Raw genomic sequence first — 13,513 nt, 5'->3', positions numbered from 1 at the left:
CCCTATCCTCCCAACAAGGACAATGGATCGAAGTCGTCTGGCTGTTCGGCCAGCCAGTCAGACAATTCCTCGCCGACCGTGGCGCCGAAGGTCTCGGCCTTCCAGATCTCGAAATGGTCGCCAACGCCCGAGAAATAGACCTCGCCCTCGGTCAGGCCGAGTTTCTGCCGCTGGCGGATCGGCATGACCACGCGGCCGTCCTTGTCCACGTCCAGCTTGATCGACTGACCAAGGAACAGGCGCGACAGGCGCTTGCGGTTCGGGTCGCCCAGCGGCATCGCCTTGATGCGGCCAGCCAGGGCGTTGAATTCCTCGACGGTGTAGACGTGCAGCTGTTCTTTCAGGTGATCGCCGTACAGCAGGTAAAGCGCGGGCGTCAGCCCCTCGGTCCAGGCGGGATCGCCGGATTCAAGCACACGGCGAAAATCGGCCGGAATGGACATCCGACCTTTCCCGTCCACTTTCTGGACGTATTCGCCTGTGAAACTCAGAACCACTGTCCCGCGGCCCTTTCCTTGCCCTGCCCCCGTTAAACCTGACCCCGGAAAGGAAACGGCGGATCGGACTGCTGCCACTGTCCGATCCGCCGCCCTCGTCCCTTTCGGGATGTCCGACTGCGCGCGCCACCTGGGGGGATGTCTGCTCGCTCGCGCGCCGGATCTCTTTGTTCGAAGGAAGCGGGTGCCTGTATGAAACCTGCGATTTTGCCGGTGGGGTTCTTTTGCCCCTTGTTCGATGTGCCCGTCTGCCTTTCGATGACCAAGGGATGCCATGGGAATTCATGGTAATCAACTGTTTTTTGCGCCACTCAGGCACAATACCTTGTCCGGAAGACGGGTGAAAAACAGCATCTTGTGTGAAATCAGTGCAAACGCATACGACCTATGGATGTCACGGCGGGGAGGGGCACAATATATAGTAACGACGTGAGCCACGGGGATATTCCCATGATTTCCCGGAAAATCGTAAAATTCTCATGCGGCATCGCAAAATATGGCCCGATACCCCATGATTCCATGGGTTCCCAGCACCTGTTCCGCCCTTGATTCGCGCATAAGACCCGGCAGATTCCAGAAAATCCCGGAACCTGCTCGCGCCACGACGTTATTGATTGGGTAGTTGGACTAGTCCGCCAGCCACTTGTACATGACAAGCGCGTCGATCAGCCCCTTGGAGGGGTGATCGAAGGCGCGCGGTAGTTGCCCCACAACCTCGAACCCCAGACGCTGCCACAGACCGACGGCCACGATGTTGGTCGACAGGACAAAGTTGAATTGCATGGCCTTGTAGTCCAGTGCCCGCGCCTGATCTTGCGAGGCCTCGCACATGGCCCGTGCCAGCCCCCTGCCCTGCGCCGCAGGTGCCGTCATATAGCCGCAGTTGCACACATGCGCCCCGCCACCCGCCTGATTGGTGCGGATGTAATAGGTGCCCAGCACCTGACCGGCCTCTTCAACGACATGACAGGCCGCGGGGCTGTCCATCCAATAGGTCCGCGCCGCCTGTTCCGTAATCTCCGGGTCAATGGCATAGGTTTCGCCTGCCCGAAACGTGTCGCGCAGAATCGGCCAGATCTGCGGCCAATCCGCAGGCCGGGCCGGGCGAATGGTCACGCCACGCCCCCGGCAACAAGGCCACGGGCCAATTGCGCGTAGGCCTCGGCCATCGGGCTGTCTCCGGCCGCGATGGGGGTGCCACCGTCCCCGGCCAACCGGGTATCCAGATCAATCGGCAAGGCCCCCAAAAGCGGGACGCCCATCTTGTCGGCCTCGGCCCCGACGCCGCCATGACCAAACAAATGCGCCTCATGCCCGCAATTGGGGCAGACATAGGTGGACATATTCTCGATCAGCCCAAGGATCGGGGTCTTCAGGGTCTGGAACATGTCGATCGCCTTGCGCGCATCCAAAAGCGCCACATCCTGCGGGGTCGACACGACGATTGCCCCAGTCAGCGCGGTGCGCTGACAGAGCGTCAGCTGCACATCGCCGGTGCCCGGCGGCAGGTCGATCAGAAGAACGTCCAGCTCTCCCCAGGCGACCTGCCCCAGCATCTGTTGCAGTGCCCCCATCAGCATCGGGCCACGCCAGACCACGGCCTTGTCCGGGTCCACCATCAGGCCGATGGACATCATGGTGACACCATGCGCCTGCAACGGGATGATCGTCTTGCCATCGGGCGAGGCCGGGCGCTTGGACACGCCCATCATGCGCGGTTGGGACGGGCCATATATATCCGCGTCCAGCAGGCCCACCTTGCGGCCCTGACGGGCCAGCGCGACTGCAAGGTTGGACGAGACGGTGGATTTCCCCACGCCGCCCTTGCCCGATCCGATGGCGATGATGTGTTTCACGCCCACCACCCGCGCCGGACCGCCCTGTTGCGGGGTCGGGTGACCGCCGATCTTCAGGCTGGGCGGCTCTCCCGGTGGCGGGGCTTTGGGCGCGGCCGGACCGTGGGCGGTCAGCACGGCCGATACCGTATCAACGCCCGGCACAGCACGCGCAGCGGCCTCTGCGGCCTGCTGAACAGCGGCCATGCCGCGCGCCGCTTCGGGTGTGGGCGCCTCGATCACAAAGCGCACGGTGCCGCCATCTACCGTCAGGGCGCGGATCATGTCGCGGCTGATCAGATCGCCCCCATCCGGCAAACCGACCTTGCTCAGCGCGGCTGTGATCTGCTCTTTCGATACGGTCATGGCTGCGTTCCCTTCTGTCCGCGGCGGTGCCCGAAAGGATTGTCGAAGATTCCTGTCAAGTGCAAGCCCCCCGGATTCTCGCGAAAAATTTACCTTTACGCAGGGTCACTTAGCAGGACTGACCAATAGTTGTGCGCAGACAATCGTAGGGCGCGAGTGACATGCAAATGCTGCATGGCAGCATTGATGAAAAGCCGGATTGTGCATCCGCAGCATTGGCCCCAAATTGATTTCAACGACGCGGCGATAGCGCAAACGGTTCCGAACCAGCACGCCGCGCCAAACCGAAGAAGATGATGAAAGAGAGAATGAACATGGCATACGCAACTGATTTCCGCGCTGCCCGTTTCCCGCTGATGGCCCGCCTGTCGGGTCTGCGCGCTGAACTGGCCGAACGCGCCCGCAAGAACCGCGCCTATCGCGACACACTGAATGAACTGGCCGTGATGACCGACCGTGACCTCGCCGATATCGGCATCTCGCGCTCGATGATCAAGAGCGTCGCTTTGGAAGCTGCCAAGCGCGCCTGAGCCAAGAAATCGGGGCTGCCTCCTCCTCCCTGCGGCCCTGACAGAACGACCCGCGCTTCTCCTCCTCCCTAGTTGCGGGCCGTGACAACGGCGATGGGGCCTCTCCTCCTCCCTGGTCCCATCGCCTGAAAATTCAGCCAGCCGCCGCTCTCCTCCTCCCTGCGGCCCCTGGCAGATAGGATCCACGCCGCTCTCCTCCTCCCTGCGGCAGGATCCGCACCGGCAGGCGCTTCCTCCTCCTCCCTGAGGTGCCTGCTCCAAAAAGAGACGGCGGTATCCCCCTCCTCCCGGGATACCGCCGTTTTCCATTTCAGGGCCTGATGGGTGCCGGGTTTTGCCCGCTGCTACCTGTCCGCGACGCGGCGCACTTCTTCGTAGAAGTTCTTGTCCGTCCCCAGATAGGTTGATCCTTCGATGGACAGATGTCCGGCATCGCGGAACATGAATGTGGTCCCGATCATCGTGTCACACAGCCCATCCGGGCAAATCAGCCGGTCCAGATAAAGCACCCGAACATCCGGTTCCGTGCTGCGCAGGAATTCGAATATCGTGTCATTGGCCGGGTGCGCATCTTCGCGCAGGAAATCACAGGTGTCATGCGGCTGGTCATTGCGCAGAACCGTGGCCAGACATTGGCCAAGGTTCTCGCCCGTCACAGGCGGTGGAGAGACATAGACAAGCGTCTTGCCCTGCGCCTCAAGTTGCCGGGTGGTGTCGATCATGGATTGCCGCACCGCGTCGGCCTGGCCCGAGTCGAGGATTTCCCCCGACCTCTGCAACAGATTGTGGTGGATCATCCCGAACGGCGAGGAGGCAACGACATAACGGATTGAAGGCTGATCTTCGAGCCAAGCCAGCACTTCTTCGTTGAACGCGATGCAGCCCTCGGCCCAGGTTTCGGGATACTCGGCGGTAACGACGGCCAGTCCCGGCACCGGTGCGCAGACGGATTTCGTGTGCTGGATCATGCCGTCCCAGCCGGTCCCGACGGACAGCGCCGGGGCAAGATGCATGGCGAAACTGTCCCCCCACAAAAGAACGCGGGGATGATCCGAGGTGCGGCAGTTCGGCGACAGGGTAAAAGCCCATTCGCAATCCTCGTGCAGCCCATAATTGGTGGCGATCTTGGCTTCGATCATCTGGTCAGGCCCGGCCACCGAGTCGTCGCCGCGCAAGGGGGCCGTCATGATCACCACCGCCACAGCACCAAGGGCCACCGCCCCGGCCGGCAGAACGACAAGCAAGCGGCCAAGCGAGACCACCGCCTCGCCCCCGCGCCTGCGGAACGGCCGTTCGACAAGGAAGTAGGTGATCGTGGCAAGGGCAAGGGATAGCCCGACAAGACCCGCAAGCCGCGCCGGGCTGGCCGGTGTCGCGTCCCAAAGGCGGGCAAAGACCAGCACCGGCACATGCCACAGATAGGCGCCATAGCTGATGAGCCCGACGCCAACGAGCGGACGAAGGGACAACACCCCCGCGACCGGCCCCCGTGCAAACAGAACGACAGCCGCCGTTGCGAACACCAAGGGCATCGTCGCCAGAGAGGGGGTTGAGACGAAAGTATCCAGCCCGACAAGGGAATAGACCATCACCGCCAGCCCGGCGACCGCGATCCCATGCGCGGCCAGGTCGGGCACCCTTGCCGCACGTCCGACCAACAGTGCCGCCGCCGCCCCGACCAGCAATTCCCAGGCGCGCGACCCGAGAAGGTAGAAATTTGCAGAGGGGCTGGCGTCCACCAACCAGAGGCAGGTCGCCAAGCTGGCAACAAGCAGGGCCAACAGGCCGGCCACGCCGATCTTGCGCGGCAGTTTCCACCCGATCAGCACCAGAACCGGAAAGATCAGATAAAATTGTTCCTCGACCGCAAGGCTCCACATGTGAAGCAGCGGATTCAACTCGGCATCGGCCATGAAATAGCCGGTGTTGGACCAGAACAGAATATTGGAAGAAAACAGCAGCGTCGCCAGCAGCCCCTGCCCGAATTCGGCCAGTTGCGAGGGCAGCATCAGCCAGTAGGCAAAGGGAACCGTTGCGGCCAACACGACGAAGAGAACCGGCAAGATGCGGCGCGCCCGGCGTTCATAGAACTTGGCAAAGCTGAAGTTGCCGTTGCGAAGATCATTGACCAGAAGTCCGGTGATCAGGAACCCCGAAATGACAAAGAAGATGTCGACCCCAAGATAGCCCGTGGGCAATATCCGGTCGTCGGCATGGTAGGCAATGACAGCCAATACCGCGATGGCGCGCAGACCGTCGATTTCAGAACGATAGGTCATGGGGCAGGCGCACCTCGATCCTTCTTGGCCGCACCGGCCAGAAACCCGGCCCCGCGTCGTGTCGCAAACAGGGCTTCGGGCATCGACACCCGTTCGGTCGGCACGCCCAGCTCTGCTGCGCGCCGCTGTAGTTTCTGCCACCCCGGCAAACGCCCCGACACGGCGCGAATAACGGCATGGATCGACGAAATATAGATCAGCTGGCGATACCCGAAGCGAAGAACAGGCGTGAGAAGCAGAAGCCGCCAGTCAAAGCGCTTTTCGAACCAGAAGGCCGCGAGCGTATTGACCATATCCAGCGCCAAAAGGACGAAATAGCTGCCAATCACCGCCACCGGCAAAGGTCCGATAATGTCTGACCCGCCGGTCGCGGCAAGATAGATCAGCTTGATCAGGATACTGATCAACAACAGATCCACGAGTGGCGACAGGAAGCTGGTCAGCAGGCTGAACCAGATCGCATCAAGGATCGAAATCACGCCAATTGGCCGAAACTCTGCAATGGTCCGGCGATGCTTCCACGAGGTCTGAAGCATTCCAAGCGTCCAGCGCAGCCGTTGTTTCAGGAAGGCGCTCACATGGGATGGCGCCTCGGTATAGGCGCGGGCATTTTCCTGGAATCGAACCTTGTAACCTGCCCGGTGCACCGCCACCGTCAGGTCCGCATCTTCGGTGATCGTATCGCCCGAATACCGCCCCGCCGCCTCGACTGCGGTCAGCCGCCAGCCGCCAATCGCGCCGGGGACAACGAATATCCCGTTGAAAACCTCAAAGCTTCGCCGGGTCACGCTTTGACTGACCCGGTATTCAAGCGCCTGACACCATGTCAGGAAGTTATGCGGATTGCTGACCTCGACGAAGCCGGCGACCGCGCCGACGCGCTCGTCCTTGAAGGGCTGGACGATCCACCACAGGGCCTTGGGATCCAGAACCGTGTCGGCATCGACGCCGACGAAAAACGGCGTTCGCACATGATGCAGCGCGCGGTTTTCGGCCTGCCATTTGCCGCCATTCCGCTGGGCGATCAACCGAACCTTCGGATTCGATCCAAATGCCTTCATCACGGCTTCGGACGTGTCGTCGGACGATCCATCATCGACGACCAGCACCTCGAAATTCGGGTAATCCGACTTCAGTATCGACCGGATGCTTTGAACGATGACCTTGCTTTCATTGTAGGCGGGCACGATCACCGTCACGCCGGGGCAGAACGTCCTGTCGATTGGCGGCTGCGGTCTGCGCACGAAGGCCAGCGCAAGGTAGATCAGGGACCGAATGATCGCGAACAGAAGCAGACACAGGAACACAAACGTCAGTTTGAAATACCAGAATTCCAGAATGGCGTAGGTCACACTGTCGCGCCAGACGGGGGCAATGCCATGCGACGGGGCAAGGGTCGGCTGTGCGAGGTTGGTTCCCTCAGAAAGAGACCGGATCGAGAACCCGTCCCGCCGCAGGTCAAGCAGGACGCGCGGCAATGCGGCGACACTCAGAGCCGCCTGCGGACTGGTTAGGTCGAAGGTAAGGACCGCCGGTCGACCAGAAAGATTGGCGTCACGCAATTGCGCCATCATCTCGTCCCGGTCAGCGTCGATATCGCGAATGGTCGCGCCCGACCCGATCGGGATATACCCCTGCTCGGTCAGTTGGATCGTGGCGTGCAGTTGCGTCGGCGTCGCCGGGCTGCCAAGCGGGCGGTGCCATGCCCGGACGACCGTTGTCCGCTCGCCGGATAGGTGACCAAGCAGTTGCTGTGCGCCGTTGTTAAAGACGCCCTCGACAGTTGACTCGAAGGTTCCGGGTTCGGCATGGCTCCGGATCATCAACCCAATGGTGTGCCCCCGGTCGATCAGGTCATTCAGCGCCGGGCCCTGGCCCAGCATTTGCTGATCCGTCAGAAAGAACGTCGCGCTGATCCGGCTATCGTCAAGGATATCCAGCAAACTTGACCAGTAGGGTTCTGCAATGGTGCCATCAAAGGTCAGCAACGCCGTCCCACTCGCGCCCGCAGTGGTGCGCATCACGGTGACCGGCCTTGGCACCTGAACCAACCGCTGACCAACGACGCGCCCCGCATCATCTACGTCGATCTGCCGTTGGCCGGTCTCACCCGCATCAATTCCGGTCACGGCAATGCCGGACCCGACCTCAACCACCCTGTCCCGCATCTCGATTGGTCCGCGCAAGGCATCCAGGGCGGCCAGGCTCTGCGAAGGCGCCCGAAGGACCGGCCAGATCGAAGGGTCTTCAAAACCAAGCGGCCAGACGAGCACGGACGCGCCGTCTCCGGCCTCGGAGAGTTGATTGTGAAGGGACACGGCATCCAGCAGCCAGATCCGGTTTGACCTGCGCGTCTCGTCGACAAAGCTGATTTGCGACGTCCCAAGCCGGCTGCTGTAACCCAACGATCCGTCGTACCGCGACAAAAGCCAAGACGCTTCGGAGAATGAGACAGTCCTGCTTGTCGCGCTGCCGCTGGTCCAGATCGAGCCGAAGACCCCAAGCGCAACCCCACGCCGCGACGGCTCCATCGCCCCGAACACTGGAATAACCCGTTCTTCGAACCATTGTGTCGGGGCAAGCGGTTCAAGAACGGATTGAGTCTTTTGAAACCCGGTCACGATCGTCAGATCGAAAGCGCCCGCGATGATCGGGGAGGCCCAGAACCCGGCCTCGGGGCCAGCAATCAGGCAGGTTTTGCCAAAGCTGGAAAAGTAGCGTTCCAAGTCGGATGCAAGCGCCTCCAACACCTCGGTCCCGACCTCTGGCGTCTGGCTCAGGTCAAGGCACACCCCGGTCGACGGTCGATCCACGACCGCGTTCATCAGGGCCCCGGTCACGCTGTTGCGGAGGCCCGGATCTGAAAGGGCGGTCGAAATCTCCGCCGCCGAAAGGCCGGCAGCGGGCGCAACGGCCAGATACCGATCCGTCCCGGGTTGCATTGGATCGCCAAAGAACGGGTCGTCCGACAGCGCCCGCAGCCTCAGGTCGGGGCCGGTGAACTCGTAGCTTTCTATGACGATGCCATCCAAATCACCGCAATGGGCGCGATAGGCCGACATGGCACGTGGGTCTTCGGCGGGCAGATAGCCAAGAACGGTTCTGTTCGGGGTCAGGTCGACGTCACACCGCGCGGTCCCGTCCGGACCCAGACGGACATCATAGATGCGATCGTCGCCCGGGACCGGACCTGCTTCGGTCCGCACCGAGGTTTCCAGCGGCGGCATGGTGTATATTCGGTAAAGGAAGTCGCCTATCCAGACGGGGAGTCCCACAAGAAAAGCGCAGACAAAGACCCACAACAGAATGACACGAATGCCGCTTCTGTCCTCAAATAGCATTGGGCCTTTGGTGGGGCTTCCCCTCTCCACCGCAACCTTCCCGTAATCATCACTTTGAAGAGGACGCAGCCCCACGAACTGCTGGTAGACGCGACCCCAAAGCCTGAATTAACTAACTATATGAAACGATTGAATTGTTACTCAAATTAGAGCTAGATTACAAGATATTATCTTTAAAGGAGCAGGCCAATGCTGACACGGCGGAGCTTTATCGTCGCCGGGGGTCTTGCAGTTCATTCCGGGATATTTTGCCCGGCACCAGCGATGTCACAAATGGGGTCACAACTGGCGGTTGTGGTTCTTACCGACATATCGGCAGACACGCCGGCACAGGCCCTCGTCAGCGCCGTGGATCTCTTCCTTTCAAGGGGACTGCCAGTCTGCTGTGCCCTTCCCTTCGGCGACGGGCAGATATTTGACAGCCCCGTGGGAAGGGTCTTGCAGGAGCTTGCTGAAACCGAAACCGGTCTGATCGAAATCGCGGCACAACGGCCGCGCCTGTCGGACGAAAGACGATACTTCCAGATGCGCGCCGCCGCCGATCTGAGGGCGGCGATCCTGACCGGCAATGGCACCAACCCGCCGTCACGGGCCGCGAAACAGGTCATCACGATCCTCGACGACTCTGCTGGCCCGTCCCTTGATCATGCCGCCTTTCGCGGCGCCGGATTTCGGGTCTTCCTTCAATCGGCCCCGGACGAGGAAACCTCGTTGCTGGATACCGCCGGCCGCGAACAGATCCAGATGACCGGCATGCGCCCGATCACGAGCCTGAAGCCGGAAGACATCGGCGCAGAGGACATTATCATCTCCTACTCTGTCGATCAGTTGGCGGCACTGACCAGCGACGAGATCGAAGAGCATTTCGGATCGTTTACGGATGACCTCCAACGGGCCAGTCTTTCCGGCGAGATCTTCGTCGTGCGCCCCATCGACCTTCTTTTACAGGCCGGAACCGAGCCCGCGCCCGGTATTGGACTGATCCTGCCAGCCCTTTCAGACCGGGACGAGGACAGGGACAAGAACCTTGCCGTTGCCGCCTTCGCCGGCCAACTGGATGCCGCAAATGTCCCCTATGAACGTCTGGACAACAGGGACGAACACGGCTTTCTGCCGGATGGGGCCGGTGGTTTCATTCAGGTCGTCACGGACGGCAACCCCGATGCAATGCCCGCAGCCGCGACCCGCCTGGTGCTGCCCGGAATTGCCGACGGACAGTTCGGGTTGCACCCTGACGGGCAGTTTCAACTGGCAGGTCACGGGGCGTCCGGGATGTCACTGGACATGCTGCTGCCGCTCGATCCTGTCTCGGACATGGCGGTCTTGGTTCCCGATACTTTGATTTCGACCTATCTGGACCGGGCTGCGGTGGTACATCGACTTGTGTCGATGCGACGCGAAGGACGGGCAAAACTGTTTCATCTGGGTGAATTGGCCCGTCATATCGCGGCGCAGGAGCCGATCCTGGACAAGTTCAGGACGACGCGCGCCCGAGGCGTGAACGTGGGGATCACCCGGGTTGATCCGGCGGCGGAAGAGCACGCCGAACTGATGCAAGACGCCGGGATTGCATGGGCCTTCATCGACCGTCACACCCATCCAACAACGGGGCTTTGCGCGGGAACGGTGCGGGGCGGTCCGGACGGGCTGATCAACCCTGACGCGACTATGTGGGACGTCGCCAGCCAGATCCAGGGCATCATTTCCGCCCGCGCCCTTGGCCTGATCCCGACAGAAGACGCCCGGGATCGCCTGGACCTTCTGCTGGCCAATCTGCCGACCATCACCGCCGAAGAGGTGCACCTTCCCCCTGCCCGGCTGAACACCGCGACGGCACGCGCCAACAACCGCGATTTTGATGCCTGCGATACCGGACGGTTCCTGATCGCGGCAAATGCCATCGTTTCGGCGGGGATCATGACCCGGCCAGAGCTGCGCGATCTGCTGCCGGGCTGGGATCTTGGGGAAACCGTCCGCGACGGCCACCCCTATAACCTGACGAACGGCCGCTGGATCGACCGGTTCCAATCGCATTGTTCGCAGTATTCCCGCGTCGGCTACGGGACAATTGGGATCGGCATGGACAGTCCCTTTGCGCAGCCTGCGGAAGAGACCGAAACCGACAGGCGGATACGGCTGCTGTATGACGCCGCGAAGATCGGCCATTTCGGAACCGAACCGGGTCTGCTGCACCGGATCGAACTGGGGCCTGATGCCCCGACCGACTACTTGTCCGAGGTTCTGTTCGACGCCCAGTTGCGCTGGTTCGAACGCACCGGGGAAATCAAATGCGCTTCGGAAACGCTCTTGGATTTCGCGCCTTGGTTTTCCTATCAGGGGCTGCGGTTCGACCGGCCCGAGGGGGAGGACTGGGTTGTCGAGTTCATCGAGGGTGACCGCCGTTTTGCCAGCGCCGAGTTCCGCGACTCCGCCGAGGTCATCAGTACCAAATCGGCCTTTCTATGGGCGGCGACGGTCGATCATCCGCATGTGGGGCGGATGCTGGGCCTAATCCGCGAAAAGACCCGGATTGCGGGGCTGGGATTTTCGGCAGGCGTCTATGCGCACAGCCAAGAGGCCATGCGCAACTATAGTGACGTAAACACAAACGGCATCATCCTGACGGCCATCGCCAGGATGCTGACCTGACCGGACACGCGCCGTCAGGAGTTCTGGGCCACCCGAACGCGGACGAAGGGCACTTCGTAGCCACCGAACTGGTTGATGTACTGGACGATCGGCGTGCCATAGGGGTCGCGCAGATCGGCCTTGCCATCGGAGTCGATGTATTCCTTCAGCGCACCCGGCCCGAGAAGATGGGTTGCCGCCAGCATTCCGCTGACCGTCAGGGTCTGGCCGCCGACTTCACGCCCGGCGTAGTGGTCGATGTTATACATCTCGATATAGGACCACATCAGCCGCATCCATTCCTGGGCGGCACGGTCCTGCGCGCGGGCGCTGTTGAGGAAGTCCTGCACCGACCGCACACCGTCCTTGCCGGTGAAGCCGCCGCTGTAGTTGTTGTCGAAGGCATCACCGTCATAACGAACATAGCCAAGGTCGGTCAAAGCCGCCTCGCCGAACTGATACGCGCCTAGGTAGTTGAGCGTGTTGACCGACTGGTAATCCCCGCCGGACTCCATAAGTTTCAAGGCGACCAAGAAGGCCGCATACGTTGAAGACATGAGTATGCTCCTGTGCCTGTAGTCACGCATGGATGCGTTGTTGCTTCGTAGGCGGCTCCATAGAGGCCGATAGGACTCGATGCACCCGCAATTAGAACCATCGCCGCATTGGGCAAATTGTCGCCAATCAATCGGGCAAGGGTGTGGCGCGGATGCGGCACTGATGTGCCAAAAACACATTATTATGGGGTTAACGCGGCAGGGGCACCCATGGGTGGTGTCTGAACCTGCGGCACACACATTGGATTGATTGCCCGGTGATTCGCCCCGAAGGGGGTGATTGCGGCTTCTGTCCGCCCTGCGGCGCCCTATCGCTCGTGCAGCGCCTCGCTGCCGCGATACAGGGGCTTGGTCAGGTATTGCAGCACCGTCCGCTGACCCGTGTGCAACTCGACCGTTGCCTGCATCCCGGGCCGGATGGTGATCTGCCGTTGCCGGTCGTCAAGATCCGCCAGATCGACCCGCAGCGTGACCCGGTAATGCGCCTCGGCCTCGGGCCGCCGTTCGTCCTTGAAGGTGTCGGCGGAAATGACCTCGACCTCGCCATCAAGGCTGCCAAAGATCGTGTAGTCATAGGCGGTGAACTTGATCGTGGCCCGCTGCCCGGGAACGACGTTGGCGATGTCCTCGGGCTTGACCTGCGCCTCGACGAACAATTCGTCCCCCAAGGGGATGATCTGGAAAATCTCTTCGCCCGGGCGGACAACGCCGCCGATGGTGGTGACGCCCAGGTTGTTCACGATCCCGCGCATCGGCGCGGTAATCGTGGTCCGGCCAAGCCGGTCCTGTGCCAGCCGCAACTCCTGCCGCAGGGTGGCGATGACCTGCAAGACCTCGGAATAGGCCCCGGCCCGCTCCAGTTCGGCCCCGGTGACGATCTCGTTCAGCTTGGCCTCGGCGTCCGACTGCGCCTTGCGGGCGCGGGTCACCTCGAACAGCGCGACGATCTCACGCGAATACATATCTTCCATCGAGTCCAGCTCGCGCCGGGTTTCGCGCTGCACCGCCTGCGCGCTGGCGACCTTGGAAGAATAGTCCGCCAGCCGCGCCTGAAGCAGCGCCAGTTCGGACGAGATGATCCCCGGCGCGTGCTGGGCATAGATCGCGGGCACGCCGAAATCGGACTCGCCCGCCATTTCCGCCTCGAGCCGCAGGCGGCGGATTTCGGCAGCGACCAGCTGGTCGGTCAGATCGGCCACATTGGTTTCAAACTGGGTAGAGGCCAGCCGGGCCAGCACCTGCCCCGGTTCCACCACATCCCCTTCGGCGACCAGAAGTTCGGCCAGCATCCCGCCTTCAAGGTTCTGGACGATCTGGGGACGGGCGGCCGAGACGACCTGCCCCTCTGCGCGGACGATTTCATCAATCCAAGCGAATTTGGCCCAGAGGATGAAGACGAGCACCGTCAGGCCGACCAGCCAGATGATCAGCCGCGACCCGCTGATCCCCCGTTCAAATTCAGTGTCCACCGTCGCCATGG

General features: G+C 61.8%; 9 protein-coding genes. 2 read left to right on the top strand and 7 right to left on the bottom strand.

The window, feature by feature from the left end; translation table 11 throughout:
* Nucleotides 1-2: 2 nt before the first annotated feature.
* The 3 genes from EU803_RS18785 to EU803_RS04895 form a co-directional block, all read right to left on the bottom strand.
* The gene (locus EU803_RS18785; RefSeq protein WP_242494283.1) at nt 3-443 is read right to left on the bottom strand and encodes a cell division/cell wall cluster transcriptional repressor MraZ; all 441 of its coding nucleotides are present in this window, start codon (nt 441-443) and stop codon (nt 3-5) included.
* Between the two features lie 681 nt (nt 444-1,124).
* Nucleotides 1,125-1,613 (bottom strand): N-acetyltransferase, encoded by a 489-nt coding sequence (locus EU803_RS04900; protein ID WP_129680390.1) that lies wholly within the window; start codon nt 1,611-1,613, stop codon nt 1,125-1,127.
* Nucleotides 1,610-2,698, bottom strand: a complete 1,089-nt coding sequence (locus EU803_RS04895) for an Mrp/NBP35 family ATP-binding protein (RefSeq protein ID WP_129680388.1) — start codon at nt 2,696-2,698, stop codon at nt 1,610-1,612. Before EU803_RS04895 ends, EU803_RS04900 begins: the two co-directional genes overlap by 4 nt.
* A 314-nt stretch (nt 2,699-3,012) precedes the next feature.
* Between EU803_RS04895 and EU803_RS04890 the strand changes: the two genes are divergently transcribed.
* Nucleotides 3,013-3,228: a DUF1127 domain-containing protein gene (locus EU803_RS04890; protein ID WP_129680386.1), complete on the top strand. Its 216-nt coding sequence runs from the start codon at nt 3,013-3,015 to the stop codon at nt 3,226-3,228.
* A 344-nt stretch (nt 3,229-3,572) separates the two neighbouring features.
* On the opposite strand, the gene EU803_RS04885 is transcribed toward EU803_RS04890, so the two are convergent.
* Complete coding sequence (locus EU803_RS04885; RefSeq protein ID WP_129680384.1) at nt 3,573-5,507, bottom strand: acyltransferase family protein; 1,935 nt, start codon at nt 5,505-5,507, stop codon at nt 3,573-3,575.
* Nucleotides 5,504-8,734, bottom strand: a complete 3,231-nt coding sequence (locus EU803_RS04880) for a glycosyltransferase (protein WP_165352783.1) — start codon at nt 8,732-8,734, stop codon at nt 5,504-5,506. The genes EU803_RS04885 and EU803_RS04880 overlap by 4 nt, the downstream gene beginning before the upstream one ends.
* Before the next feature lie 552 nt (nt 8,735-9,286).
* Here EU803_RS04880 and EU803_RS04875 point away from each other — a divergent pair.
* The gene (locus EU803_RS04875) at nt 9,287-11,497 is read left to right on the top strand and encodes a DUF3131 domain-containing protein (RefSeq protein ID WP_165352782.1); all 2,211 of its coding nucleotides are present in this window, start codon (nt 9,287-9,289) and stop codon (nt 11,495-11,497) included.
* A 14-nt stretch (nt 11,498-11,511) separates the two neighbouring features.
* Here the strand turns inward: EU803_RS04875 and EU803_RS04870 are convergent, their stop codons facing one another.
* Complete coding sequence (locus EU803_RS04870) at nt 11,512-12,033, bottom strand: hypothetical protein (RefSeq protein ID WP_129680377.1); 522 nt, start codon at nt 12,031-12,033, stop codon at nt 11,512-11,514.
* 308 nt (nt 12,034-12,341) lie between these two features.
* On the bottom strand, nt 12,342-13,511 hold the full coding sequence (locus EU803_RS04865; protein WP_129680375.1) for an HlyD family efflux transporter periplasmic adaptor subunit: 1,170 nt from the start codon (nt 13,509-13,511) through the stop codon (nt 12,342-12,344).
* Between the last annotated feature and the right edge of the window lie 2 nt (nt 13,512-13,513).

It is taken from the genome of Loktanella sp. IMCC34160, from assembly GCF_004145845.1.
Lineage (GTDB): Bacteria > Pseudomonadota > Alphaproteobacteria > Rhodobacterales > Rhodobacteraceae > SELP01.
This window is presented reverse-complemented; position numbering and strand designations above follow the sequence as displayed.